Annotated in this window: 18 protein-coding genes; 4 read left to right on the top strand and 14 right to left on the bottom strand. The window is 66.5% G+C overall.

The window, feature by feature from the left end:
• Nucleotides 1–144 precede the first annotated feature (144 nt).
• Nucleotides 145–1,746, top strand: coding sequence for a phytoene desaturase family protein (locus tag S58_RS09670; protein WP_015665106.1), 1,602 nt, complete (start codon nucleotides 145–147; stop codon nucleotides 1,744–1,746).
• A gap of 195 nt (nucleotides 1,747–1,941) precedes the next feature.
• Here the strand turns inward: S58_RS09670 and S58_RS09665 are convergent, their stop codons facing one another.
• Nucleotides 1,942–2,106, bottom strand: coding sequence for a Flp family type IVb pilin (locus S58_RS09665; protein ID WP_015665105.1), 165 nt, complete (start codon nucleotides 2,104–2,106; stop codon nucleotides 1,942–1,944).
• Between the two features lie 266 nt (nucleotides 2,107–2,372).
• Between S58_RS09665 and S58_RS09660 the strand changes: the two genes are divergently transcribed.
• The 3 genes from S58_RS09660 to S58_RS09645 all read left to right on the top strand — a co-directional run bounded on the left by S58_RS09660 (nucleotide 2,373) and on the right by S58_RS09645 (nucleotide 7,229).
• The gene (locus S58_RS09660; RefSeq protein WP_042340674.1) at nucleotides 2,373–3,269 is read left to right on the top strand and encodes a 50S ribosomal protein L11 methyltransferase; all 897 of its coding nucleotides are present in this window, start codon (nucleotides 2,373–2,375) and stop codon (nucleotides 3,267–3,269) included.
• A gap of 488 nt (nucleotides 3,270–3,757) precedes the next feature.
• Nucleotides 3,758–5,581, top strand: coding sequence for an aminopeptidase P family protein (locus S58_RS09650; protein ID WP_015665103.1), 1,824 nt, complete (start codon nucleotides 3,758–3,760; stop codon nucleotides 5,579–5,581).
• Nucleotides 5,582–5,951: 370 nt separating this feature from the next.
• The gene (locus S58_RS09645) at nucleotides 5,952–7,229 is read left to right on the top strand and encodes a multidrug effflux MFS transporter (RefSeq protein ID WP_042339109.1); all 1,278 of its coding nucleotides are present in this window, start codon (nucleotides 5,952–5,954) and stop codon (nucleotides 7,227–7,229) included.
• A gap of 179 nt (nucleotides 7,230–7,408) precedes the next feature.
• Here S58_RS09645 and ligA read toward each other — a convergent pair whose 3' ends face one another.
• The 13 genes from ligA to murD form a co-directional block, all read right to left on the bottom strand.
• Nucleotides 7,409–9,556 carry an NAD-dependent DNA ligase LigA gene (gene ligA, locus S58_RS09640; RefSeq protein ID WP_015665101.1) on the bottom strand — a complete coding sequence of 716 codons (2,148 nt, stop codon included), beginning with the start codon at nucleotides 9,554–9,556 and terminating at the stop codon, nucleotides 7,409–7,411.
• Nucleotides 9,557–9,665: 109 nt separating this feature from the next.
• The gene (gene recN / locus S58_RS09635) at nucleotides 9,666–11,339 is read right to left on the bottom strand and encodes a DNA repair protein RecN (RefSeq protein ID WP_015665100.1); all 1,674 of its coding nucleotides are present in this window, start codon (nucleotides 11,337–11,339) and stop codon (nucleotides 9,666–9,668) included.
• 126 nt (nucleotides 11,340–11,465) lie between these two features.
• Nucleotides 11,466–12,359, bottom strand: coding sequence for an outer membrane protein assembly factor BamD (locus S58_RS09630; RefSeq protein ID WP_015665099.1), 894 nt, complete (start codon nucleotides 12,357–12,359; stop codon nucleotides 11,466–11,468).
• A 403-nt stretch (nucleotides 12,360–12,762) separates the two neighbouring features.
• Nucleotides 12,763–13,722, bottom strand: a complete 960-nt coding sequence (lpxC, locus tag S58_RS09620) for a UDP-3-O-acyl-N-acetylglucosamine deacetylase (RefSeq protein ID WP_015665098.1) — start codon at nucleotides 13,720–13,722, stop codon at nucleotides 12,763–12,765.
• Between the two features lie 346 nt (nucleotides 13,723–14,068).
• The gene (gene ftsZ, locus S58_RS09615) at nucleotides 14,069–15,898 is read right to left on the bottom strand and encodes a cell division protein FtsZ (protein WP_015665097.1); all 1,830 of its coding nucleotides are present in this window, start codon (nucleotides 15,896–15,898) and stop codon (nucleotides 14,069–14,071) included.
• A gap of 90 nt (nucleotides 15,899–15,988) precedes the next feature.
• A complete protein-coding gene (gene ftsA / locus S58_RS09610; RefSeq protein WP_015665096.1) occupies nucleotides 15,989–17,308 on the bottom strand; it encodes a cell division protein FtsA in 1,320 nt (439 codons plus the stop codon).
• Nucleotides 17,305–18,363, bottom strand: a complete 1,059-nt coding sequence (locus S58_RS09605; RefSeq protein WP_042339099.1) for a cell division protein FtsQ/DivIB — start codon at nucleotides 18,361–18,363, stop codon at nucleotides 17,305–17,307. Before S58_RS09605 ends, ftsA begins: the two co-directional genes overlap by 4 nt.
• Before the next feature lie 314 nt (nucleotides 18,364–18,677).
• On the bottom strand, nucleotides 18,678–19,679 hold the full coding sequence (locus tag S58_RS09600; RefSeq protein WP_015665094.1) for a D-alanine--D-alanine ligase family protein: 1,002 nt from the start codon (nucleotides 19,677–19,679) through the stop codon (nucleotides 18,678–18,680).
• A 68-nt stretch (nucleotides 19,680–19,747) separates the two neighbouring features.
• Complete coding sequence (murB, locus tag S58_RS09595; protein ID WP_042340673.1) at nucleotides 19,748–20,671, bottom strand: UDP-N-acetylmuramate dehydrogenase; 924 nt, start codon at nucleotides 20,669–20,671, stop codon at nucleotides 19,748–19,750.
• Nucleotides 20,672–20,675: 4 nt separating this feature from the next.
• Nucleotides 20,676–22,079 carry a UDP-N-acetylmuramate--L-alanine ligase gene (gene murC, locus S58_RS09590; protein ID WP_015665092.1) on the bottom strand — a complete coding sequence of 468 codons (1,404 nt, stop codon included), beginning with the start codon at nucleotides 22,077–22,079 and terminating at the stop codon, nucleotides 20,676–20,678.
• Between the two features lie 190 nt (nucleotides 22,080–22,269).
• Nucleotides 22,270–23,373: an undecaprenyldiphospho-muramoylpentapeptide beta-N-acetylglucosaminyltransferase gene (murG, locus tag S58_RS09585; RefSeq protein WP_015665091.1), complete on the bottom strand. Its 1,104-nt coding sequence runs from the start codon at nucleotides 23,371–23,373 to the stop codon at nucleotides 22,270–22,272.
• 46 nt (nucleotides 23,374–23,419) lie between these two features.
• Nucleotides 23,420–24,571: a putative lipid II flippase FtsW gene (gene ftsW, locus S58_RS09580; RefSeq protein WP_015665090.1), complete on the bottom strand. Its 1,152-nt coding sequence runs from the start codon at nucleotides 24,569–24,571 to the stop codon at nucleotides 23,420–23,422.
• Between the two features lie 235 nt (nucleotides 24,572–24,806).
• Complete coding sequence (gene murD / locus S58_RS09575) at nucleotides 24,807–26,207, bottom strand: UDP-N-acetylmuramoyl-L-alanine--D-glutamate ligase (protein WP_015665089.1); 1,401 nt, start codon at nucleotides 26,205–26,207, stop codon at nucleotides 24,807–24,809.

Below are 26,207 nucleotides of genomic sequence, written 5' to 3'. Positions count from 1 at the left end.
GGATCGCGGGGCGGTATGGCGAGAAGCCACGGAAATGGAGTTTCCCTTGACGGCGCGCCGATCCGGGGCGACAGCACGATCTCCAGGAGCAGTTCCCCGCAGCCGAGACGTGTTGGTCATTAATCAGGGCTTTTTGAAGCGGACATGAACGAAACCGACGTCATCATCATCGGTGCCGGCCACAACGGCCTGACTTGCGCGGCCTATCTCGCGATGGCGGGCCTGCGCGTGCACGTGGTCGAACGCCGCAAGGTGGTCGGCGGCGCCGCGGTGACCGAGGAGTTTCACCCCGGCTTCCGCAACTCGGTCGCCTCCTACACGGTGAGCCTGCTCAATCCGCGCGTGATCAAGGACCTGAAGCTGCACGAGCATGGGCTCGAGATCGTCGAGCGCCGCGCGCAGAATTTCCTGCCCTCGCCCGATGGCCGCTATCTCTTGACCGGCGAAGGTCGCACGCAAGCCGCCGTGGCGAGGCTCAGCAGCCGCGATGCCGAGGCAATCGGCCCGTTCTCGGCTCGCCTCGAGGCCATCGCCGACGTGCTGCGCAGCCTCGTGCTGCGGGCGCCGCCGAATCTCGTTGCCCAGTTCGGCTTGCCTGCGATTCGCGAGGCCTTCAACGCGCTCGGCACCGCCAACACGCTGCGGGCGCTGTCGCTGGAGCAGCAGCGCGACCTGCTCGATCTGTTCACGCGCTCCGCCGGCGAGATGCTCGACGAGATCTTCGAGACCGACCTAGTGAAGGCGCTGTTCGGCTTCGACGCCATCGTCGGCAACTATGCCAGCCCCTACGCCGCCGGCTCGGCCTACGTGATGCTGCATCACGCCTTCGGCGAGGTGAACGGCAAGAAGGGCGTGTGGGGCCATGCGATCGGCGGCATGGGCGCGATCACGCAGGCGATGGCGCGTGCGCTTCACGAGTTTGGCACGCTGATCGAAGTGGATTGCAGCGTCCGCGAGGTGATCGTCGAGCGCGACCGCGCCGTGGGCGTCGTGCTCGAGGACGGCCGAACCATCCGCGCCCGCTACGTCGCGGCCAACGTCAATCCGAAGCTGCTCTACACGCGGCTGGTGCCGGCCGGCGCCCTGCCCGCGCCGTTCCTGAGCCGCATCCGCAACTGGCGCAACGGCTCCGGCACGTTCCGCATGAACGTGGCGCTCAGCCGCCTGCCCTCGTTCAGCGCCCTGCCCGGCGAGGGTGATCATCTGTCGGCCGGGATCATCCTCAGCCCGAGCCTCGGCTACATGGAGCAGGCCTATCTCGATGCGCGGGCCCATGGCTGGAGCCGGGACCCCATCGTCGAGCTGCTGATTCCGTCGACGCTCGATGCCACGCTCGCCCCGCCCGGGCAGCACGTCGCCAGCCTGTTCTGCCAACATGTCGCGCCGGAGCTGCCGGACGGCCGGTCCTGGGACGATCACCGCGACGAGGTCGCCGACCTCATGATCGCGACGGTCGATCGCTATGCGCCCGGATTTGCGGCGAGCGTGATCGGCCGGCAGGTGTTGTCGCCGCTGGATCTGGAGCGGCAATTCGGCCTGCTGGGCGGTGATATCTTCCACGGCGCGCTCAGCTTGAACCAGCTGTTCTCGGCCCGACCGATGCTCGGCCACGCCGACTATCGCTCGCCGCTGCGAGGGCTCTATCACTGCGGGTCGGGCAGCCATCCCGGCGGCGGCGTCACGGGTGCCCCCGGTCATAACGCGGCGCAGGCCATCCTCACCGACCACCGCGCGCTGTTCGGCTGAGAACAGGCCGTGGAAAGGCTTGCGGGCAAGTCTGTCGGCAAGATGTGCAAAAGCTGCGGTCAAGCATGTGGAAGACCCGCCCAAAGGCTGTGAATAAGCCTGTGGGCCCTCCGGATCAGCTGCCCCGCATCGTCCGCGCCGGCACGAAAAACCGGGCGCCAGGCCCGGTCCTTCGAGAACGCCGCGTTGATCCGGTTACTTCAGGGACGTGTTGATGGAGTCGAACTTGCTGCTCAGCGAGCTACCCAGGCCGTTCACGGCCGCGATGATGGCCAGCGAAATACCGGCTGCGATCAAGCCGTATTCGATGGCGGTGGCACCGGACTCATCACGCAAGAACTTCAAGACAACAGTCTTCATCTGTACCTCGTTTCCAGCCTGGAACCGAGGATTGTCCGGTTCCCACGGCCGGAACCATAGGTGGTAAAATCCTAAAAGCCGTCTAATGACGCCCGTTCAACTCGTCGAATATTTCGCGGCAATTACCGCGCAACTTTTAACGGCGGCGTTTCCCGGGCCGGATCACAACCGAAAGCTGCGCAAATTCCGCGCGTTGCAGGCAAAAAGCTTGCACCAGCGGTCAAATTGCTTAACCACGCCGTGAAATGAGCGCGGACTTGATCCAGATGACATCAGCTTCACCACCTCCGACCCACAAGGCCAGCTTCTCGGTCGCGGATGAAGCCACCGCGCGGCCGGCGGTCGACGTCCTGACCGAAGTGTTCTTCGACGGCGATGCGGCGGTTGCCGCCTTCGAGCGGGCGGACGGGCGCTGGGATGTCACGGTTCACTTCGCCGATCCCCCGGATCAGGCGCTGGTGCGCGAGCTGGTGGGCGGGGCGGCAGGCCCGGAGGTTGCCCAAAGTCTCACGTTCGAGGTGGTCGAAGCCAAGGACTGGGTCAAGGCCAGCCTGGACGACCTCGTCCCCGTGCCGGCCGGCCGCTTCATGGTCCATGGCGGACACGACCGGGAGCGCGTTCCCGGCAACAAGCTGGGGATCGAGATCGAGGCGGCGCTTGCGTTCGGCACCGGCCATCACGGCACCACCCGCGGCTGCCTGCTGCTGCTCGACCACGTGTTGAAAATTCGCCCGCCGCGGCGGGTGCTGGACCTCGGCACCGGCACCGGGGTGCTCGCCATCGCCGCCGCCAAGGCGACCCATCGCGCGGTGCTGGCCAGCGACATCGATGCACCATCTGTGGTGGTCGCGCGGGACAATGCCTGGCTGAACGGCGCTGGCCCCCTGGTCCAGGTGATCCGCGCCACCGGCTTTGCGGCGGCTGAGTTTGGCCGCCGTGGCCCGTTCGACCTGGTGCTGGCCAACATCCTCGCCAACCCGCTGCGCCAGCTGGCGGCCCCGATGCAGCGCCATCTGGCGCCCGGAGCCTTCGTCATCCTGTCGGGCCTGTTGACGCCTCAGGCGCGCGGCGTCCTCGCCGCCTATCGTGCGCGCGGCCTGGTTCCGGTGCGGCATCTGAAAATCGAGGGCTGGAGCAGCCTGCTCCTGCAGAAGCGGCAGTGAGGGCGGATCAACTCACGGCAATGGTTCGGGCCTGTCGGCGGAGTTCTGTAAATTCAAGCACTGTGACTTTTACGTCTTCGGCTGATTGTTGGAAGAGCCGGATTCGGACTGATCACGAGCGGCGCGTCGAAGACGGGGCTCGACCAGACGATTGACGAGATCTGCCAGCGCGCTGCGCGGCTTCTCGACAGGCGCGTTTGCCGGTGCGCGTGGCGTCGGCGCCGACAGTTTCTCGAAGGTAAAAGCAGGCATCGTGCATCCCCTCGCCATTGAGTTGAGGCACTCCCCGGATTGTGCGACCGTGGATGATCTTTACGATCGTGGTCATCACATCCATACGTTTCCCCGCCGCATCTCTTTTGGATGACCGGCATACGACAGCAAATCTTTTTGCACAGGCGAATGCAAGGAGATTCTTCGTGCACTGCACTGCTCCCTGGAGGAGTATTTGTCCGCTTAACGAGTCCCACTTCTAAAGTATGAGAACGATGTTCGAAGCTGTGTTCCAGACGTTCGAAGAACCTGAAACCGGTGTCGCGCTGACGGCGCGACTGGCCGCGCTCCGCGAAGAGCTCGCCCGGCGCAAGCTCACGGGCTTCATCGTGCCGCGCGCCGACCAGCAGCAGAACGAATATGTGCCGCCTTCCGACGAACGCCTGGCATGGCTCACCGGCTTCACCGGCTCGGCGGGACTCGCGATGGTGCTGCCACAGGCGGCCGCGATCTTCGTCGACGGCCGTTACACGCTGCAGGCCGGCAAGCAGGTCGACGGCAAGGCCTGGACGGTGGAGTCGCTGATCGAACCGCCGCCGGAGAGCTGGCTGACCCGCCATCTGCAGAGCGGCGACCGCATCGGCTTCGATCCCTGGCTGCATACGACCGCCGCGGCCGAACGTCTCGCCGCCGCCTGCGCCAAGGCCGGCGCGGAGCTGGTGCCGGTCGAGGGCAATCCGATCGACAGCATCTGGACGGAGCGCCCGCTGCCGCCGCTCGGCGCCGTATCGATCCATGGCGCGGACCTCTCCGGCGAGATCGAGGCGGACAAGCTCGCCCGCATCCGCCAGGAGATCGAGCGGCTCGGCGTCGAGGCGCTGGTGCTGTCGGATTCGCACAATGTGGCCTGGACCTTCAACATCCGCGGCAGCGACGTCTCGCACACGCCGCTGCCGTTGTCCTATGCCGTCGTGCCGAAGACCGGGCGTCCGACGATCTTCATCGATTCCCGCAAGCTCTCGAACATCACGCGCGATCATCTCGAACAGAGCGCCGAAGTCGCGGAGCCGGACGCGCTGACCTTGCGCCTGACCCAGCTGGCCCAGTCAGGCGCGGCGATCGCGCTCGACAGCGCCACGGCGGCCGACGCCCTGACGCGCCTGATCCAGGGCGCCGGCGGCAAGCCGGTGCGCGGCGCCGATCCCGTCAGCCTGCTCAAGGCGGCCAAGAACGCGGTCGAGATCGAAGGCACGCGGCGCGCGCACCGGCGCGACGCCGTGGCCCTGGCGCGCTTCCTTGCCTTCATCGATCGCGAGGCGCCGAAGGGGGCGCTGACCGAGATCGATGCCGTCGAAGCGCTTGAAAGCTTCCGCCGAGACACCGGCGCACTCAAGGACGTGTCGTTCCCGACCATCTCCGGCACCGGCCCGAACGGCGCCATCGTGCATTATCGCGTCACCCGCAAGAGCAACCGCCGCATCATGCCGGGCGATCTCCTGCTGATCGATTCGGGCGCGCAATATCAGGACGGCACCACCGACGTGACGCGCACGATCGCCGTGGGCGCGCCGACCGACGAGATGCGCGACCGCTTCACCCGCGTGCTGCGCGGGCATCTTGCGATCGCGCGCGCGATCTTCCCGGACGGCACCACCGGCGCGCAGCTCGATACATTGGCGCGCCAGTTCCTGTGGCAGGCTGGTCTCGATTTCGAGCATGGCACCGGTCACGGCGTCGGCAGCTATCTGTCGGTGCACGAGGGGCCGGCGCGGATCTCCAAGCTCGGCACGACGCCGCTGAAGCGCGGCATGATCCTGTCCAACGAGCCCGGCTACTACAAGACCGACGCCTTCGGCATCCGCATCGAGAACCTCGAGCTGGTGGTGGCGAAGGACGTCGCGGGTGCGGAGAAGCCGATGAACGGCTTCGAGGCGCTGACCCTGGCGCCGATCGACCGCCGCCTGATCGACGTCGCGATGCTGAGCCACGACGAGTGGGCGTGGCTCGACGCTTACCACGCGCGTGTGAGAGAGGCGGTCCGAGCTGCGCTCGACGAGAGCGACCAGCATTGGCTCGACCAGGCGACCGCGCCGCTCTAGCCGTCAAGCGAAGAGCTGTAGGGTGGGCAAGGCGGCCGCCGAAGGCGGCAGCGCGCCCACCGCCGATCACGGAATTCATCGGCTGGACGGTGGGCACGGCGCCACCACGATCTCGGATGAGGAGACGGCGCGGCTGCGCCTTTGCCCACCCTACGGCTCATGCCACGAACTACACCATCGGCTCGCCCGAGCCTTACCGTCTCTGGATGCTCACTGAGAAATGCCGGGCGGCGCGATGATTGATCCGGGTTGCAACTGTCCCGCTCCCGGTATGGCCGCATGCGGAAACAGGCATTTCCGCGGCGCGGCAGGTCGCTACAGTCGAAGGCGTCGGCAATGACCCGAGCCAACGACCTGAGCAACGCCTCTCATGCACGGAATGATCAGTAGACCGCTCGTGGCCGCGCCACAGCGCGAGACTCCCTCCCGCATGGTGCTGATCCTCCTCGTCGTGATGACCGGGCTGGCGCCAATCTCACTGTACCTGCTGGTGCCGGCGCTGCCGATGCTGGCAACCACGTTCGACCGCGACGCGTCCGTCGTGCAGATGACGGTGTCGTTCTACATGGCCGGCATCGCCATCTCGCAGTTGCTGCTCGGCCCATTGTCCGACCGTTTCGGCCGCCGTCCCGTGATGCTCGCAGGGCTCTCGCTGTCGATCGTCGCGAGCGTCAGTTGCATCTTCGCCGCCACCCTGCCCCAGCTGATCGCGGCGCGCTTCTTCCAGGCGCTCGGCGGCGCCAGCGGCATGGTGATCAGCCGCGCCATCATTCGCGATCTCTACCCGCGGGAGCGCATCGGCGCGATGATCAGCCTGGTCGTCGCGGTCATGATGATCGCGCAGATGCTGTCGCCGCTGACCGGCGGCCTGATCGAGATCGCGCTCGGCTGGCACGCGATCTTCTACGTCGTCGCGGCCTTGTCGATTGCCATCGCTGCGGCGGTGACGCTGGCGCTGCCGGAGACACGCCCCGCCCGGGTCGAAGGCGCGAGCTTCCGCCGCGACATCGCCATGCTGGTGAAGAGCCGCGCCTTCCTCGGCTACATGCTCTGCCAGGTGCTGGCGTCGCAGATCATCTTCGCCTTTGCCGGCGGCGGCCCCTACATCGTCGAAGTGCAGATGGGACGCTCCTCGGCGGAATATGGCGCCTGGTTCGCGACCACCGGCTTTGCGTATTTCGTCGGCAACCTGTTCTGCGTGCGCTACGCGCCGCGTCATTCGCTCGACAGGCTGATCTGGTTCGGGCTGGTGCTGCAGCTCACGAGCGCGGCGCTGAACTTCGCGTGGAGCATCTTCGGCTTCAACCAGGTGCCTTCGGTGCTGTTCGGCACGCAGATGCTGCTGATGTTCGCCAACGCGGCCGTCATGGCGAACTCCGCCGCCGGCGCCATCAGCGTCCGGCCAGGCGCGGCCGGCACCGCGTCCGGCGCGATGGGCTTCCTGCAGATGGGCGTGGGCGCGCTGACCTCGCAGCTCGGCGCCTGGCTCGGCGGCCATTTCGGCAGCACGCTGCCGCTGACATCGGCGATGCTCACGCTGTCCCTGGCCTGCGCCTGCAGCATGATCTTCCTGGTCCCGCGCACGCAGATGAAGGTGACGAAGGAGCTGATCGAGACGGCGGAGGAGGATGAAGCCGGGGTGATGTGAGGGATTGTACGCACTCGCGTGCCTCTCGGTGTCATACCCGCGAAGGCGGGTTCCAGTACGCCGAGGCCTATCGACTCTATCAGTACGGCTTCTGGAATACTGGATCATCCGCTTTCGCGGATGATGACAGCCGTGGATGTTGCAACCGGCGTCCGCAGCAAACAGCACCGCGGGACCTGCTACTCCCCGATCAGCTGCAACCACTCGTCCTCGGTCAGCACCTGGACGCCGTGCTTCTGTGCGTCCTTCAGCTTCGAGCCCGCGCCGGGACCGGCGACGACGTAGTCCGTCTTTTTCGATACCGAACCCGACACTTTCGCACCGAGCCGCTCGGCGGTCGCCTTGGCCTCGTCGCGCGTCATCTTTTCCAGCGTGCCCGTGAACACCACCGTCTTGGTCGCGATCGGCGAATTGCGCTTCGGCTTCTCGGCATCGAGGATCTTCACCTCTTTCGTCAGCCGCTCGACGATGCCGAGATTGTGGTCTTCACCGAAATAGGCAGCGATGCTCTTGATCACGGTGTCGCCGATCTGGTCGAGTGCGTCCATCTCCGCGATCGCCTCCTCGTCGCCTTTGGCAACCTTCAGGCAGGCATCGTGGAAAGCGTCCCACGAGCCATAGCCGCGCGCCAGCGCCAGCGCCGTGGTCTCGCCGACATGGCGCATGCCGAGCGCGTAGATGAAGCGCTCCAGCGCGATCTCGCGCCGGGCATCGATGGCGTTGAAGAGATTGCGCACCGAGGTCTCGCCATAGCCCTCGATCTCTTCGAGCTTCAGCCTGGCGTTGCGCGCGGCAAGCGTGAAGATGTCGGCTGGCTCCCGCACCCATTCTTTCTCGAAGAAGAATTCGATCTGCTTCTCACCCAAGCCGTCGATGTCGAAGGCGCGGCGCGAGACGAACAGGAGCAGATGCTGGATCTTCTGGAACGGACAGGCGAACTCGCCGGTGCAGCGGGCGCGTGAACCCTCCTCGCCGGTCGCGATCTCCTCGCGCACGACATCGGTGTGCAACGGGCACGGGCACGTCTTCGGGAGCTTGAATTCGCCGGCATCAGCGGGCCGCTTGTCGATGACGACGTCGACCACCTGCGGGATCACGTCGCCGGCGCGCTGGATCACGACGGTGTCGCCGATCCGGATGTCGCGGCCCTCGCGCAGGACCTCGCCCTTGTTGCCGATGCCCTTGATGTAGTCCTCATTATGCAGGGTGACGTTCTGCACGATGACGCCGCCGACGCCGACCGGCTCCAGCTTGCCGACCGGCGTGAACGAGCCGGTGCGGCCGACCTGGATCTCGATGTCCTTGAGCACGGTCATGGCGCGCTCGGCCGGGAATTTGTGCGCAATGCCCCAGCGTGGCGTGCGTGAGACGAAGCCGAGCCGCTCCTGCCAGTCGATGCGGTCGACCTTGTAGACGACGCCGTCGATGTCGTAGTCGAGCTCTGCGCGCTGCTCCTCGATCTGATGGTGGAACGCGATCAGCTCTTCCACCGAGTGGCAAAGCCTGGTGAGCGGATTGGTGGTGAAGCCACAGCGCTCGAACCATTTGATCATGCCGCTCTGCGTCTCGGCCGGCATCTCGCTCATCTCGCCCCAGGCATAGGCGAAGAAGCCCAGGGGACGCGAGGCCGTGATGGTCGGGTCCTTCTGGCGCAGTGAGCCGGCGGCCGAGTTGCGCGGGTTGGCGAAGACCGTATCGCCGGCCTCCTTCTGGCGCTCGTTCAGCGCGAGGAAGGCCTGCTTGGTCATGTAGACTTCGCCGCGGACTTCGCAAATGTCCGGCAGGTCGCGGCCGTGCAGCTTGTGCGGCACGTCCTTCAGGGTGCGGATGTTGGCGGTGACGTCCTCGCCCTCGGCGCCGTCGCCGCGCGTCGCGGCCGTGACCAGCTCGCCGCGCTCGTAGCGCAGCGACATCGACAGCCCGTCGATCTTCGGCTCGGCCGAGAAGTCGATGCGATCGTCAGCGAGCTTGAGGAAGCGCGCGATGCGGCCGGCGAAGTCGCGCACATCCTCCTCGGCAAAGGCATTGTCGAGCGACAGCATCGGCACCGCGTGGCGCACCTTCTTGAAGCGCCCCGAGGGCGCGGCGCCGACCTTCTGCGACGGAGACTCGCTGCTGACGAGTTCCGGAAACCGCTTCTCGATCGCGTTGAAACGACGGCGCAGCTCGTCATAGGCAGCGTCGGATATCTTCGGCTGATCGTCCTGATAATAGAGCCGGTCGTGGGTCTCGAGCTCGATCGCCAGCCGCTTCCATTCCACCTTGGCCTGGGCCTTGGTGAGGTCGGCGACGTCGACGGGTTTCTTGGGCTTGGTTGTCTTGGGCATGCTGCGGACTGTCTGCTCGTCAAACCGGGGGCGGCCCAAGGGCCGCCCCGAAACGACGGTTTACACAATGCGCGCGCCGGAGCCAAAGCGTTCGGCCCGAACCCTCAACTTATGCGGCCGCCGCCTCCAGCAGCCGGTCGGCGGCGGCGCGGGCTTCGGCGGTGACTTCGGCACCGGCCAGCATGCGCGCGATCTCTTCGCGGCGGTGCAGGGTGGCGAGCGTATTGACCCGGGTGACGACGCGCTTGCCGCGATCGAGCGCATCCTTGGAGATCAGCAGATGCTGGTCCGCCCGCGCGGCGACCTGCGGCGCATGCGTCACGGCCATCACCTGGACCCCGTGCGCGAGCCGCGCCAGCCGGGCGCCGATGGCGTCGGCGACCGCACCGCCCACGCCGGTATCGATCTCGTCGAACACCAGGGTCGGCGCCGAGCCGCGGTCGGACAGCACCACCTTGAGCGCCAGCAGGAACCGCGACAGCTCGCCGCCCGAGGCGACCTTCATCATCGGGCCCGGCCGCGTGCCCGGGTTGGTCTGGACCCAGAACTCGACCCGGTCGATGCCCTCCGGCCCCGGCGCCTCCGCATCGCTGTCGACCTGGGTCATGAACTTGGCGCGTTCGAGCTTGAGCGGGGCGAGCTCGGCATGGACGGCCCGGTTCAGCTTCTCCGCAGCCTTGGTCCGCGCCGCCGACAGCTTGGCCGCCGCCGCGGCATAGCGGGCATCCGCCGCCGTCGCCGCCGCCTCCAGCTTCTTCAGCTGCTCGGCGCCGGCATCGATCATCACCACGTCGGCAGCATATTTGGCAGCCAGTGCGGCGAGCCCGCCGACCGGCGTCGAATATTTGCGCGCGGCGGCGCGCAGCGCGAACAGCCGCTCCTCGATGCGCTCCAGCTCCAGCGGATCGAAATCGGTGGCCGCAAGCGCCACCGTCAAATGCTGGTCGGCCTCCTCGAGCGCATTGATCGCCGAATCGATCGCCTTCACCGCCGGATCGACCAGCGCCGGCGAGCTGACCGCGCGCCGCTCCAGCCGGCGAACCGCCGCGGCCAGTGCTGCGATCGGCGACTGGTGGCCGCTGACCGCATCCTGCGCGTCACGCAGATCGCCCGCGATCTTCTCGCCCTGCATCATCGCGGTGCGCCGGGCGGCGAGCTGCGTCTCCTCACCCTCCTTCGGCGCCAGCGTCTTCAGCTCGTCCGAGGCATGCCGCAGATAATCGGCCTCGCGGGCGGCGCGCTCCATGCCCGCGCGATGCTGTTCCAGCGCAGTGACCGCAGTCCGGCGGGCCGCCCAGAGCGATTCGACCGCGGCAACATCGCGTTCCAGCCCGGCGAAGGCATCCAGCAGACGGCGGTGAGTGGCCGCATCGACCAGCGCGCGCTCGTCGTGCTGGCCATGGATCTCGACCAAGGTGGCGCCGATCGCCTTCAGGGTCTGCACGCTCACCGACTGATCGTTGATGAAGGCGCGGGTGCGGCCGTCGCCATACTGGACGCGGCGCAGGATCATTTCGCCATCGGCGTCCAGGCCGTTGGCGGAGAGAATCCTGGCGGCCGGATGGTCCTTGCCGATCTCGAACACGGCCGTGACCTGCCCCTGGTCGGCGCCATGGCGCACCAGGCTGGCGTCGCCGCGCCCTCCCAAAGCGAGCGCAAAGGCATCGAGCAGGATCGACTTGCCGGCGCCGGTCTCGCCGGTCAGCACCGCAAGCCCTTGGGAAAACTCGAGATCGAGTCGTTCGATCAGGACGATGTCACGGATCGACAGTCGCGCCAGCATGGAGCCAGAGTCCTTCGTAAGGGGGCGGAAAGCCCCTGAGCGAACGACTCCACGCTATCAGTATTTTGAGAACAAAACAAGAATTGAGAACATAACGAGATCAAGATCGTCTGTCTCAGGGACAGCTCAGCCCAGGCCGAGCTTCTTGAATGCCCGCGAGATATAGGACCCTTTGTTCTCCTCGGGCTCGACGCCGCCCGACTTCACGAGGTTATAGGCGTCCTTGTACCATTTGCTGTCCGGGAAGTTGTGCCCGAGCACGGCGGCGGCCGTCTGCGCCTCGCCGACGATGCCGATCGTCATGTAGGCCTCGGTCAGCCGGTACAGCGCTTCTTCGACATGCCGGGTGGTCTGGTATTGCGTGACCACCGTCTTGAAGCGGTTGATGGCCGCGGTGTAGTCGCGCTTCTGCATGTAGTAGCGGCCGACATCCATCTCCTTGCCGGCGAGCTGGTCGCGGGCACCCTCCATCTTGGCCTTGGCGTTGGTGGCATATTCGGAGGTCGGATATTTGCGCACCACCTCTTCGAGGGCGGCGATCGCCTTCTCGGTCCGGCCCTGGTCGCGGCTGATGTCCGGGATCTGGTCGTAATGCGAGGCGGCGATCAGGTATTGCGCATAAGCGGCATCCGGGCTGCCGGGATGCAAGGTGACGTAGCGGGTCGCGGCGCCGATGCAGCCGTCGTAATCCGCCGCCTGATAGGAGGCATAGGCCGACATCAGCAGCGATTTGCGTGCCCAGTCGGAATAAGGATGCTGGCGGTCGACCTCTTCGAACTTCTTGGTCGCGCTCTTCACGTCCTTCTTCTCGTTCATGAGGTACAAGCCCTCATTGTAGAGCTTGTCCGCGGGCTCATCGACGAACGTGTCGTCCTTCGCCATGAACTTGTCCCAGAGGCCGCCGGTGCCGCAGCCGGCCAACGGAAGCGCCAACAGCGCCAGCGAGGCGCTCAGACGCAGAGCGCGGCCGGCCGATAGTGTGGGGTGACGGAGTTCGCGCGTGAGACGCTGGTTCGACATGCTTCTTTAGAACCCGATGCCTGTGATCTGATCTACGCCGCGCACCATGAACATCGTCTCATGAGCGCGAAGGAAGAGCCCCGCTGGTGGCACGCATCCCGCGGCCCCGGCCTCTCTAACCGAAAACACTTCGTCAACCAATCGCATAGGCAGCCAATCCGTCCGGATTAAGGCAACACCGAGGCTACCGCCTCGCATCATGGTTACCCCAGCAAAAGCCGTTGGAAAAGCTACAGAAGCGGCCACCACCCCGGACGAGGCGCGAGCGCTCGGCAATGATCGCTAACGAAAATATCGTGGGAACATCGACGCGGCTACCCGCCAACGATGTAATTCCGGACCGCAACGGCCAATTCACGACCGTCGAGCCGAAAGATTCGCAGCTGGTTCAGTCCAATTGGACTCAGGACACGTCCGGGCCGTAGGCCGGAGCCACCATGCCACCCACCATTCCGCCGACGGCCTCTGCCGCCACGCGGGGACGACGCACGGTCTCACCCTCGACGACCCGCCAAGCGGTGCGATCGGCCATCAGGGCGGTCAGCACGGCGTGGTTCAGCTTGTGACCGCCACGAACCGATCGGTAGGTTCCGAGCATCGGCAGGCCGGCCAGCGCAAGATCGCCGATCGCGTCGAGCACCTTGTGGCGGGCGCATTCGTCGGCGTAGCGGAGACCTTCCGGGTTGAGCAAGCGGTCCTCGTCGAACACCAAGGTGTTGTCGAACGAGGAGCCCAGCGCGAAACCGGCGCTCCACAGCCGCGACACGTCGCTCATGCAACCGAAGGTCCGGGCACGGGCGATCTCACGGCGGAAGCGTTCCGGATTGAGCTCGAAATGGTAGGCTTGGCGACCGATCACGGGGTTGGTGAAATCGATCTCAGCCTCGACCCGGAAGCCGGAGCTGTTGGGACGCAGCTCACCCATCGAGGCGCCCATGGTCACCTGGACCGGCTTGAGCACCTGAATGTAACGGCGCGGGGCCGACTGATTGACGATCCCGGCCTGGTCGATCGCAGCCACGAACGGCGCGGCACTGCCATCCATGATCGGAACTTCGGGGCCGTCGACCTCGATCAGGGCATTATCGACACCCATGCCGCGCAGCGCGGCCAGAACATGCTCGGCGGTGGAGACCAGCGGACCGTTACGGTCGCCAAGTACCGTTGCGAGCTCGGTAGCGATGACCGAGCCGAAGGCGGCCTGGACCTCGCGGTCAGCGCCGTCAAGGCCGGTCCGAAGGAACACGATCCCCGCATCGATCGGCGCAGGACCCATCGTCAGGCTGACCGGCGCACCAGAGTGGACGCCTACACCGGTGACGGTGGCTTGCGAACGAAGCGTTGTTTGCCGGCTGAATTTCATCGACGATCGCCCAAGACCCCCGCCTGAACCCTTTACCGGCCGCCCTCGCGAACCGACTCAGTTTCAGGCATCCCCAAGTCACGGCAGAACTTAACGAGAGCCCCCAAGAGCGCCAACTCACGCTTCTTTACGGATTGTTACCCCATCTCTGCCGTATTCGCGCCAACCCTTAACCAAACTGGAACGTGGCCTTAACCCTCCTCGTTCCCCATCCAAACACCGAAAGAATAATTAATCATTTAAAATCAGTTAGTTGAACAGTCCACAACGACTCGCTGAAGCCCAGCAAAAAGGCCCGGCTCTCGCGAGCCGGGCCTGTTCAGCACCATCCGGGCTGTAACAATTCTCAGGTTGCCTGCCGGCGGAGGAAGGCCGGGATATCCAAATGGTCGTCGCCCTGTGGCGCGGGCGACACAGGCGCAGGGCGGCCATGGACGTCCAGGCCCTGAGGCGCCGGGCGGCGGGCATATTCCGAGACAGGCGATTCGTGGCTCGCAACCTGCTGGTTAACGTTCCGCTGCGGCTTGCGTTCCGGCAGCGGCGGCATCTGCGGCATCGCAGGCCCCGCGGTGCGCACCGACATCGGCGGCTCGCTGTCCTCGTCGCGACGGCCGAGGCCGACATTGGCGAGACGCTGCAGCAGTGACATGCGGGTCTTCTGCGGATGCTCGTCGCCTTCGTCTCCCCTGGCCTGCCGGATCTCGGCCTGAGCCGGCATCGGAAGGTCCTCGAACTTGGGCATGCGCGGCGCCCGGGTCGGAACCCGCTCAGCAGCTTGCGGGATGAACGTCTCCGGCGGAGCAGCCGGCTCGATCGGAGCTGCGCGCTGCGCCTCGGGCTCGGGGAAGAGCGACGGCTTCTGCGCGATCGGGCGCACCGTGACATCCCCATAAGAGGTCGGCTGCACCGGAGCCGGCGCAGGCTCGCTCGCCATCGCAGCGGCCACGGCTGCCAGCGTATCGCGCTCGAGATTCGGAGCCGGACGTGGCGCGGGAGCCATCGGCGCCGGCATCGGAGCTGCCGGGGCCTGAGACGCCTGCTGTTCGAGCTTGGCGGCACGTTCCGCCAGCCGCTGATTGTCGGCGCGCAGGCGCGCGGTCAGGTCGGCAAGACGGCTTTCGGGAAGGCCCGCATGAGCGGTCGGGGCGGCGGCAATCGGAGCGACAGCCGCCGCCGGCTGTGCAGTCGTCGTGACGTTCCGGTTGAACTGCGCCTGCTCGATGCCGGTCGCGACCACCGATACCCGGATCAGGCCGTCGAGCGATTCGTCGAAGGTGGCGCCGACGATGATGTTGGCGTCCTGGTCGACCTCTTCGCGGATACGGGTCGCGGCTTCGTCGACCTCGAACAGGGTGAGGTCCTTGCCGCCGGTGATCGAGATCAGGAGGCCGCGGGCGCCCTTCATCGAGGAATCGTCGATCAGCGGATTGGCGATCGCAGCTTCGGCGGCGGTCAGCGCGCGCTTGTCGCCGGAAGCTTCGCCGGTGCCCATCATCGCCTTGCCCATTTCTCTCATCACCGCTCTCACGTCGGCGAAGTCGAGATTGATCAGGCCTTCCTTGACCATCAGGTCGGTAATGCAGGCGACGCCGGAATAGAGCACCTGGTCGGCCATCGCGAACGCATCCGCGAAGGTCGTCTTCTCGTTGGCGACCCGGAACAGGTTCTGGTTCGGGATGATCAGCAGCGTGTCGACGACCTTGTGCAGCTCCGAGATGCCGGACTCCGCCGTGCGCATGCGGCGCGCGCCCTCGAAGTGGAACGGCTTGGTCACGACACCCACGGTGAGGATGTTCATCTCGCGCGCGGTCTTGGCGATGACCGGAGCCGCACCCGTGCCCGTTCCGCCGCCCATGCCGGCGGTCACGAACACCATGTTGGCACCCGAAAGATGATCGCGGATCTCGTCGATCACCTCCTGCGCGGCGGCAGCTCCAACGTCCGGCTGCGAACCGGCGCCGAGGCCCTGGGTCACCTGCGTGCCCATCTGGATGATGCGCTGGGCCTTCGACATCGTCAGCGCCTGCGCGTCGGTGTTGGCGACGACGAAGTCCACGCCCTGCAGTCCGGCCGTGATCATGTTGTTGACGGCGTTGCCGCCCGCGCCGCCGACGCCGAACACGGTGATCCGGGGCTTCAGCTCGTGGATATCAGGAGGTGTAATAGTGAGTGCCATGGGTGCCTCTCGATCACGCGCGCGTGGGTTCGCCCCGGCCGCCGGCCGCGGGTTGTGTTGTTGAAATTCGCATGGGACGGAACTCGGTCATCAAAAGCCCTCGCGTAGCCATCGTCCGACCTTTCCGAAATAGCCGTCGGTTCCTGTCCCGACCTGCCGCGTATGCCGCGGTTCGACATGTTCCAGGTGCGCGTATTGCGGATAGACCAGGAGCCCGGTGGGCACCGCAAAGGCGGCGTTCTTGGCCTCATTGGGGAGACGGCCGAAGCCGAGCGGACGACCGACCCGCACGGGACGGTCGAGGATCCGGGTCGCAAGCTCGACCAGACCCGTCAGCTGGGAGGCGCCTCCGCTGAGGACGACGCGCGCCTTGGGTTCTGCCGCAAAGGGCGAATCCTTCAGCCGGTCGCGGACCATTTCAAATATCTCCTCTGCGCGGTGCCTGACGATGTTCGCGATGGTGGCGCGGGACACGATCTGCGGAACATCCCGCTCGTTGTCACCGGCCGTCGGAACAGACATCAACTCACGCGCGTCGGACCCGCCAGTCAGCACCGTGCCATATAACGTCTTGATTCGCTCGGCATCTGCAATGCACGCTGATAGTCCGCGCGCAAGATCCATGGTCACGTGATGCCCGCCGAGCGCAAAACCGGAGGCATGGACGAAGCGCCCGCCGGAATAGATCGCGATCGTCGTGGTGCCCGCCCCCATCTCGACCACGGCCGCACCGAGATCCGCCTCGTCGTCGGTCAGCACCGACAACCCGGCAACATACGGGCTTGCCGCCATCGCCTCGACGTTGAGATGGCAGCGCTCGACCACGAGCATCAGGTTCTTGGCCACGGTGGCGTCGGTGGTGACCACGTTCATGTCGACGCCGAACTGCCGGGCCAGCATGCCGCGGGGATCGCGGATGCCCTTCACGCCATCGAGCGTGTAGCCGACCGGCAGAGCATGCAGCACCGCCCGCCCGTCGCCGGTAGCGTGGTGCATACCGGTGGAGGTGACGCGGCTGACATCGGCCTGGGTAACGGCGCCGCCGCGAATGTCCGAGGTGGCCTCGATCAGGTGACCCATCACGCGGCCGCCGGCGACCGGCAGCAGGACGGACTCGACCCGCACCTTCGCCATGCGCTCGGCCAGGGCGACCGCCTGACGCACGGCCTGCTCGCATTCGACCGGGTCGACCACGGCGCCGGCCTTGACGCCGCGCGACTGGATCTGGCTGTAGCCGATCAGCTCCACCGCATGGGTGCGGCCGCGCAGCGCATCGCTCGGCGGTGCCGGCCTCAGCCGCGCGATCATGCAGGCGATCTTGCTGGTGCCGACGTCGAGTGAGGCCACCAGCGCGGTGCGCTTCTGGCCCATCGGGCGGGTCTTCGGGGTCTGGCGATCGAAGCCGGTCATGCGTCACCGGCTTTCTTCTTGGCCTTCGCCTTGTCCTTGAACAGATCCTCGCGGGCCTTGGCCGCGTCGTCGGATAGTTGCACGGTCAGGCGATCGGGCAGACGCATGTCGATGGCGACGATGTCGCGCGAGAACAGCTTGTCGTCCTGATCGAGCCAGCTGAGCGAAGCCAGCGCGTTGCCGACGTCGTTCTCGGGCAGGCGGATGTCGAGGCCGTCCTTGGTGCGCAGGTTCCAGCGCCGCTCACCGATGAAGACCGCCGCCTTGGTCACGGCGCGGACCTGCGGATAGCGCGCGAGCAAAGCGAGGAAGTCGCGCGCGCGGCTCTCGGCGCCCTTCCCCACCACGAGCGGCAGGGTCAGGAAGGGGCGCGATACATAAGGCTCCAGCACGGCGCCATCATCGGCGATGACCGAGAGACGGCCGTCCTGCTGCCAGAGCGCGAACGCCTTGCGTTCGACGATGTCGATCTGCAGCTGACTGGGAAAGAATTTCTGCACCGTCGCTTCGGCGATCCAGGGATTGGCCTTGAGCTTGTCGCGGACGGCGGCGGCATCGAGGAACAGCAGCGAGGAGCGGCCGGTGACGCCGCCGATCGCGAGGATCTCGTCCTGAGTGAGCTGCTTTCGGCCGTTGATCGCGACCGCCGTGATGCGGAAGCCGGCCGCATTGGCCAGCGCATTGCGGGTGTCGGAGAGGGCCGCGCTGACGTCCTGGGCGTGGCCGCCCTTGACGATGCCGAGCCAGACGCTGCCGAACAGCAGCGCCACCGTCGCAACGGTGCCGAGGCGACGCGGCAGATAGCGCTCGACGAACGCGACGACGCGCGGCGGCGCCTCGCGCTCGACCATCGGCGCCAGTGCGGCCTGCATCGGTGCACGATCACGGCGGGCCGACCGGCCATTGTGCCGCTGCCTGGCACCACCGACCGCGAACCTGACGCGCGGAAGACGGGCCGACACGTACTCGCGCAGCAGGATTGCCGCGCCAAGGGCAGCGGCCTTCAGGTCAGCTTGGGGCCTCTGCGATCGAGCGAGGCGTCCTGCACCATCCATTGCACGAGCTCATTACTGTTGCGCCCGCAAATACGTCGCGGACCCGCGCTCCTCGGCCCCCGACCCGCCAGGACGCTGGTGACCCCCGATACGGTGATGACCACCGCGATGCGTTTCGTCACGACAGCTCAAGGCAGCCGAGCACCACTGAGGCGCCAGCGTTAACCTTCGGACGTCCTGGTAAACAAAAAGTAAAATCGGTCCGGAGAGACAAATTTTTTCTCCGATTTTTGAGGACCTTGCCCGGAATTCTTAAGCATTTTACAGGTTACAGGAACCACCGGGGGACCCCGGGCCGGGTTCCTTCGGGGCGTCTATCGAACGCCCTCACGGCGAACGCGACGTTCGGCCAAGGCAATCTGCTGATTGAGGAAATCGACAAAGGCGATCCCCTGAGCCTGCAAGGCCTTGGGGTAGAGCGAGGCCGCGGTCAGCCCGGGCAGCGTGTTGGTCTCGAGATAGACCGGACCATTGCTCGAGACGATGAAGTCGGTCCGCGAGTAGCCGCCGCAGGACAAGGCGCGATGGGCCTTGATCGCCTCCTCCTGCAAAGCCGCCGTGATCTCCGGACTGAAGCGGCCCGGACAGATCTCCTTGGTCGCCGCCGCGAGGTACTTCGCAAAATAGTTGAAGGCGCCGTCGGCGGGGAGGATTTCGATCGGCGGCAGCGCGATCAGCGATCCGTCGGATTGTTCGAGCACGCCGCAGGTCGCCTCGGTCCCAGTGACGAACGGCTCGATCAGATACTCCTCGGTCGTGGCGGCGCCGCGGACGGCGACGAGGTCCTGCAGCGCATTGACGAAGATCAGGCCGAAGCTCGATCCGTCCTTCACCGGCTTGGCGATCAGCTTGCCGTAGCGCGCAAGCGCAGCCTCGGCGTCGTCGAGCGCAACGCCTTCCGCCACCGTCACACCGCCGAGCACGGCGAAGCGCTTCGCGGCGACCTTGTCGAAGGCGAGGTGCGAGGCCGCGGAGCTCGAGCCCGTGAACGGGACGCCGCGAAGCTCGCACATCAGTTGAAGCTCGCCGTTCTCAGCCCGGCCGCCATGCAGGCCGAGCACCAGAACCCGATCCTCGGCCCTGGCGCGATCGAGCGCCTCGCCGAGAGTGCCGACCGTGGCGCCATCGGCGGTGAACGCCTCCTCGAACGGCTTGGCATGCGCGACCAGCGCCTTGCCGCTGGCCTGATGCACCGTATCGTCAGCCTCCCAGAACCAGAGGTCAGCCTCAGGCAGCGCGGCGTGCAGCGCCTTGGCGCTGGCGACCGAGACGAGCCGTTCCTTGTTGGAGCCGCCGAACAGAATCGTAGTGTGCATCAATGTCTTCTCGGTTGATCTCAAACGCGATCGCGACTGCGCTGAAGTCACTTGAACCAGCGGACTGATCAGCTCGCCTTGATTCCAATCCGCTTGATCTCCCACTGCAATGCGATGCCCGAGCTCGCCTTGACCCGCTCACGCACGGTCTCGCCGAGCGTTTCGATGTCATCGGCGGTGGCGTTGCCGGTGTTGATCAGGAAGTTGCAGTGCATTTCGGAGACCTGGGCGCCGCCGACCTTGAAGCCGCGGCAGCCCGCAGCATCGACCAGCTTCCAGGCGGAATGTCCGGGCGGATTCTTGAAGGTCGAGCCGCCGGTCTTCTCGCGGATCGGCTGGGCCGTCTCGCGATGCGCCTGCACCTCGGCCATGCGCGACCGGATCGCCTCCGGCGACGACGGCGTGCCGCGAAAGCGGGCCGCCGTGAAGATCAGCGCCGGATCGACGCCGCTCGCGCGATAGGTGAACTTCATGTCGGCATTGTTGAAGCGGTGCGTCTCGCCCCGGCAGTCGATCGCAATCGCTTCAACGAGGATGTCCTTGGTCTCGCCGCCATTGGCGCCGGCATTCATGCGCAGCGCGCCGCCGATCGTGCCGGGGATGCCGAACAGGAATTCGAGGCCGGCGAGGTTTGCCGACGCCGCGACCTCGGCGACGCGCTTGTCGAGCGCGGCAGTGCCGGCTGTGACGATGTCGCCGTCCGCTTTGACCTCGCCGAACGCACGCGGCGCCAGCCGGATCACCACGCCAGGTACCCCGCCGTCGCGCACGATGAGGTTGGAGCCGACGCCGATGACGTACACTGGCAACTCAGCTGGAAGGTGTTTCAGAAAGTAGGCGAGGTCGTCGGCATCCGCCGGCGTGAACAGCACCTGCGCCGGGCCACCGACGCGAAACCAGGTGAACGGCGCCAGGATTTCATTCGCAAGCAGCCGCCCGCGCAGCTCCGGCATGGCGGCCTTGAGCTCGGGTGTGATGTCGGGGAACGTCACCACCCTACCCCAGCGCCTTCAACTCGCCGGGCAGCGCGTAGGCCCATTGCGTGATGTTGCCGGCACCGAGGCAGACGACGAGATCACCTGACTTGGCGAGGTCCTTGACGATGCCGGCGAGGTCAGCAGCCTTCGGCAGCGGCACCACCTCGCGATGGCCGTGGGCGCGCAGGCCCAGCACGAAATGATCGCGATCGATGCCTTCGATCGGCGCTTCGCCGGCGGCGTAGACGTCCGCCACGACCACAGCATCGGCGTCGTTGAAGCAGGTGCAGAACTCCTCGAACAGCGATTGCAGGCGGGTGTAGCGATGCGGCTGTACCACCGCGACGATCTTGCCGTTGGTGGATTCGCGCGCCGCCTTGAGCACGGCCGCGATCTCCACTGGATGATGGCCGTAATCATCGATGACGGTGACCCCGTTCCACTCGCCGGTGCGGGTGAAGCGGCGCTTGACGCCGCCGAAGCCCGCGAGCGCCTTGCGGATCGCCTCACCGGACAGGCCGAGCTCATGCGCCACGGCGATCGCAGCCGTGGCGTTGGAGGCGTTGTGCCGCCCCGGCATCGGCAGCATGATGTCGGCGATCTCATGCGTGGCGCCGGTCTTGCGATCGCGGAACACCACCTTGAACAGCGAGCCGCCCCCCGCAGGCGTCAGATCGACCAGCCGCACGTCGGCCTGCGGATTGGTGCCGTAGGTGATGATGCGGCGGTCCTCGATCTTGCCAACCAGCGCCTGTACGATCGGATGATCGATGCACATCACGGCGAAGCCGTAGAACGGCACGTTCTCGACGAAGGTGCGGAAGGCCTCCTGCACGGCATCGAAGGTCTTGAAGTGATCGAGATGCTCGGGATCGACATTGGTGACGATGGCGACATCTGCCGGCAGCTTCAGGAAGGTGCCGTCGCTCTCGTCGGCTTCGACCACCATCCATTCGCCGGCGCCGAGCCGAGCATTGGTGCCGTAGGCGTTGATGATGCCGCCATTGATGACGGTCGGATCGAGGCCGCCGGCATCGAGCAGGGTCGCCACCATCGAGGTGGTCGTGGTCTTGCCATGGGTGCCGGCGATGGCGACACAGCTCTTCAGCCGCATCAGTTCGGCCAGCATCTCGGCGCGGCGGACGACGGGAATGCGCTGGGCGCGCGCCGCCATCAGTTCCGGATTGTCGCGCTTGATCGCGGTCGACACGACGACGACATCAGCGCCGGCGACGTTCTCAGCCTTGTGGCCGACGCTGACAGTGATGCCCTTCTCGCGCAGGCGCGCGACATTGGCGTTGTCAGACGCGTCAGATCCCTGCACCGTGTAGCCGAGATTGCACAGCACCTCGGCGATGCCGCTCATGCCGATGCCGCCGATCCCGACGAAGTGGATGGGTCCGATCTCGCGCGGCAATCTCATGAGGCATCCCGTCCATGGTGTCGCGGAACGCCCGGCCGAGGTCCGGCCGCGCGCTCCGAATCATGCGCCCTTCATGCAAGACATGGCAGGTTGGGACAAGCCCGCAAAAGCCGGAAAAACCACGAATTTTCAGCAGTTCCGGCCGGATTTTGGCCGATTTTCTGCCATCTAGCCCGCCGCCCGGGGAGTCTCAGAGGCCGGCCGTCCTGATCACCAGATCGGCCAGCCGCTCTGCGGCATCCAGCCGCCCCGCCGCGCGCGCCGCCTGGGCCATCCCGGCCAGCCGCGCGGGCTCGGCGGCGAGCGCCGAGATCTCCGAGGCCAGCCGGTCGGGCGTGAATTCGGACTGCACGATCCGGATCGCGGCGTTCGCGTCCGACAGCACGCCGGCATTGGCGAACTGGTCCTGGTCGATGGCGCCGGGCAGCGGCACCAGGATCGAGGGTCGGCCGATCGCGGCGAGCTCGGCCACGGTCCCGGCGCCGGAGCGCGAGATCACGAGGTGGTTGGCCGCCAGCCTCGCCGGCAGGTCGGTGAAGAATGGCTGCAATTCGGCGTTGATCTTGAGCCGGTCGTAGACCGCGCGCACCCGCGCCATGTCCTCCTGGCGGACCTGCTGGGTCAGCACCAGCCGGCTCCACAGCGCCGGCTCCAGCCGCTCGATCGCGCCGGGGACGATGTCGCTCATCACACGCGCGCCCTGGCTGCCGCCGACCACGAGGAGCCGCAGCGGACCCGCGGTCTCCGGCGGCATGTAAGGCACGGCCGCAGCTTCGAGGATCGCAGGACGCATCGGCGTGCCGACCGTGGTCGTCTTGGCCGACAACGCGGGATCACGGTCGAGCACGCCCGGCAGCGAGGTCGCGATCGCCTTCACATGCGAGGACAGGAAACGATTGGCGCGGCCGAGCACGGCATTGGCGTCATGGATCAGGCTGGGCACGCCGGCAAGACGAGCGGCGAGCAAGGGCGGCACGGTCGGGTAGCCGCCGAAGCCGATGACGGCCGCAGGCCTCAACCGCCGCATCAGGTTGAAAGCAGCCACGGTGCCGGTGCCGAGCAGCAGCGCGGTGCGCGCGAGCGCAATCGGCGAACGGCTGCGCACCGTCTCGCTCGGCACCACGTCGATCATGTCCTTGGTGAACAGCCCGCTGTAGCGCAAGGCGCGCGCGTCGGTGACCAGACGGACGCGAAAGCCGCGCTTGATCAGCTCGACGCCGAGCGCTTCGGCGGGAAACAGATGGCCGCCGGTGCCGCCGGCCGCGAGCAGAATGAGAGGCGCAGATGAGGTCATGCGCTGATGTTTACAGGCAATGTGTCGTCAATGCGAGCGAGGCGGCTTACGCATAGTTGCGCAGTGAGCCGGCCGCGTCGGTCGCCTCGGCCTCGATCCGCGGCCGTTGCCGCGTCAGCGCCAGCATCATGCCGACGCCATAGGCGAGCGACACGATCGAGGAGCCGCCATAGGAGACGAACGGCAGGGTCATGCCCTTGGCCGGGATCAGCTGCAGGTTGACCGAGATGTTGATGGCCGCCTGGATGCCGAACAGGATCGCCAGGCCCGAGGCTGCGAAGCGCGAAAAGCCATCCTCGGTGGCATAGGCGCGCGACAGCGTGCGGATCACGATGAAGGCGAACAGCGCGACCAGCGCCAGGCAGAGAATGATCCCGAATTCCTCGGCGGCGACCGCGAACACGAAGTCGGTGTGGCTATCCGGCAGGCTGCGCTTGGCGATGCCCTCGCCCGGCCCGAGCCCGAACCAGCCGCCGTTCGAAAACGCCTCCATCGCGGTGTCGACCTGGAAGGTGTCGCCGGAGGCCGGATTCATGAAGCGCTTGATGCGGCCGGCGACGTGCGGGACCAGCAGGTAGGCGCCGAACAGCCCGGCGGCCGCGGCCCCCGCAAGGCCGGCGACCCAGATCATGCGCATGCCGGCGATGAAGAACAGCGAGCCCCACACCATCAGGATCAGCATGGTCTGGCCGAAATCCGGCTCCATGACCAGCAGCGACACCAGCATCAGCAGCAGCGTCAGCGCCATCGTCGTCGCCGGCATGTCGGGCCGCCGCGCCGATTCCGAAAACAGCCAGGCGGACACCACGACGAAGGCCGGCTTTGCCGCCTCGGAGGCCTGGATGTTGACACCCACCAGCGTGATCCAGCGCCGTGAGCCCTTCACCTCCGGGCCGATGGCGAGCGTGAGCACGATCAGCACGATCGCGATCGCGAACACCACCAGCGCGCTGCGCCGGATCTGGCGCGGCGACAGGAACGAGACGCCGATCAGCACGATGAAGGACGGCAGCAGGAACAGGACGTGGCGGTTGAAGAAGTGGAACGGGTCGAGCCCGATCCGGGTCGCCACCGGCGGGCTCGCCGCGAGTGACAGGATCACCCCGCACAGCATCAATGCCAGGATCGCGCCGAGCAGCGGCCGGTCGACCGTCCACCACCAGTCGGACAGCGGATTGCGTTCTTCACGGGAGAGCATCGGGCGTCCACCTGAGGCCTTAAGGAATCAGCCCATTGGCGCCCAGGATGGTTATCGAAGGGTTAAGCTACTCCCATCAATTAGAGCAGGCGGGTGATCCAACAAAGACTCGTCATCCCCCGCGAAAGCGGGGGATCCAGTACGCCGCGGCAGCGCGGCGAAAGCACATCGGCCTCTGGAATACTGGGTCACCCGCTTTCGCGGGGGACGACAGCAGAGGTTGGTGGGAGAGCGATTAAACCACCCGCTCCACGCCCGGCAGCGCCTGCACCAGTTCGCGGAAATGCGTGCCGCGGATTTCGAAGTTGCGGAACTGGTCGAACGAGGCGCAGGCCGGCGACAGCAGCACCACGGCGTCCTTCAATCCCGAGGCCTCCGCGTCGGCGGCCGCCTGGGCGACCGCGACCTCGAGCGTGCCCGACATGTCGTGCGGAACGTTGTCGCCGAGCGTGCCGGCGAACTCCGAGGCCGCCTCGCCGATCAGATAGGCCTTGCGGATGCGCGGGAAGAAGCCTGCGAGGCTGGTGATGCCGCCCGCCTTGGGCTTGCCGCCGGCGATCCAGAAGATCTCGGCGAAGGACGACAGCGCATGCGCGGTCGCGTCCGCGTTGGTGCCCTTGGAATCGTTGACGAACAGCACGTTGCCGAGCCGACCGACCTGCTCCATCCGATGCGCCAGCCCCGGAAAGCTGCGCAGGCCCTGCTGCAGTACGTCCTGCTTTACGCCTAGCGCAAGCGCGGTCGCCGCAGCGCAAGCTGCGTTCTGCGCATTGTGCTGGCCGCGCAGCGAGCCGATGCCGCCGAGTCGCGCGATTTCGCTGCGCGCCCCGCCTGCGCTGCGCATGATGGCCTCGTGCTCGACATAAAGCCCGTCGGCCAGCGGGTTCTTGACCGAGATGCGGACAACACGCTTACCGGACTGATCGAGCCGGTCGGCAATCGCGCGCGAAAAACCGTCGTCGACGCCGACGATCGCGGTGCCCGCAGGTTTGACTCCCGCCACCAGCCGCTCCTTCACGGCGGCGTAGTTCGCGATGGTGCCGTGGCGATCGATGTGATCCTCGCTGACATTGAGCAGGATTCCGACGCTCGGATCGAGCGAGGGCGTCAGGTCGATCTGGTAGGACGACATCTCGATGACGTGGACGCGGCCCATCCGCGGCGGCTCCAGCGACAGGATCGCCGTGCCGATATTGCCCCCCATCTGGGTGTCGTAGCCGGCGACCCGCATCAGATGCGCGATCAGTGCCGTCGTCGTCGATTTGCCGTTGGTGCCGGTGATGGCGACGAACGGCGCATCCGGCGCGTGGCGCCGGCGCTCACGGCAGAACAGCTCGATATCGCCGATCACCTCGACACCGGCCTCGCGCGCTTTGAGCACGCTCCAATGCGGGACGGGATGGGTCAGCGGCACCCCCGGCGCGAGCACCAAAGCGGCGAAGTGCGCCCAGGAGACGGTGCGCAGATCGGCGGTGATGAAACCCGCCTTCGCGGCGTCCGTCATCCGGTCGGCGCCGTCGTCGGCCGCGATCACCTCGGCGCCGCCGGCACGGAGCGCGTGGCACGAGGCCAGCCCCGAGCCGCCGAGCCCGAATACGGCGACCGTCTTGCCGGCAAACGAGGTGACGGGGATCAT

The organism is Bradyrhizobium oligotrophicum S58, assembly GCF_000344805.1.
GTDB classification, from domain to species: Bacteria; Pseudomonadota; Alphaproteobacteria; order Rhizobiales; family Xanthobacteraceae; genus Bradyrhizobium; species Bradyrhizobium oligotrophicum.
Note: the sequence above shows the minus strand (reverse complement) of the source record. Positions and strands in the feature narration are given on the sequence as shown.

Coding starts and splice junctions, on each gene's coding strand:
- S58_RS09670 (WP_015665106.1), top strand. CDS start 145: ATGAACGAAACCGACGTCATCATCATCGGTGCCGGCCACAACGGCCTG.
- S58_RS09665 (WP_015665105.1), bottom strand. CDS start 2,106: ATGAAGACTGTTGTCTTGAAGTTCTTGCGTGATGAGTCCGGTGCCACC.
- S58_RS09660 (WP_042340674.1), top strand. CDS start 2,373: ATGACATCAGCTTCACCACCTCCGACCCACAAGGCCAGCTTCTCGGTC.
- S58_RS09650 (WP_015665103.1), top strand. CDS start 3,758: ATGTTCGAAGCTGTGTTCCAGACGTTCGAAGAACCTGAAACCGGTGTC.
- S58_RS09645 (WP_042339109.1), top strand. CDS start 5,952: ATGCACGGAATGATCAGTAGACCGCTCGTGGCCGCGCCACAGCGCGAG.
- ligA (WP_015665101.1), bottom strand. CDS start 9,556: ATGCCCAAGACAACCAAGCCCAAGAAACCCGTCGACGTCGCCGACCTC.
- recN (WP_015665100.1), bottom strand. CDS start 11,339: ATGCTGGCGCGACTGTCGATCCGTGACATCGTCCTGATCGAACGACTC.
- S58_RS09630 (WP_015665099.1), bottom strand. CDS start 12,359: ATGTCGAACCAGCGTCTCACGCGCGAACTCCGTCACCCCACACTATCG.
- lpxC (WP_015665098.1), bottom strand. CDS start 13,722: ATGAAATTCAGCCGGCAAACAACGCTTCGTTCGCAAGCCACCGTCACC.
- ftsZ (WP_015665097.1), bottom strand. CDS start 15,898: ATGGCACTCACTATTACACCTCCTGATATCCACGAGCTGAAGCCCCGG.
- ftsA (WP_015665096.1), bottom strand. CDS start 17,308: ATGACCGGCTTCGATCGCCAGACCCCGAAGACCCGCCCGATGGGCCAG.
- S58_RS09605 (WP_042339099.1), bottom strand. CDS start 18,363: ATGGATGGTGCAGGACGCCTCGCTCGATCGCAGAGGCCCCAAGCTGAC.
- S58_RS09600 (WP_015665094.1), bottom strand. CDS start 19,679: ATGCACACTACGATTCTGTTCGGCGGCTCCAACAAGGAACGGCTCGTC.
- murC (WP_015665092.1), bottom strand. CDS start 22,079: ATGAGATTGCCGCGCGAGATCGGACCCATCCACTTCGTCGGGATCGGC.
- murG (WP_015665091.1), bottom strand. CDS start 23,373: ATGACCTCATCTGCGCCTCTCATTCTGCTCGCGGCCGGCGGCACCGGC.
- ftsW (WP_015665090.1), bottom strand. CDS start 24,571: ATGCTCTCCCGTGAAGAACGCAATCCGCTGTCCGACTGGTGGTGGACG.
- murD (WP_015665089.1), bottom strand. CDS start 26,207: ATGATCCCCGTCACCTCGTTTGCCGGCAAGACGGTCGCCGTATTCGGG.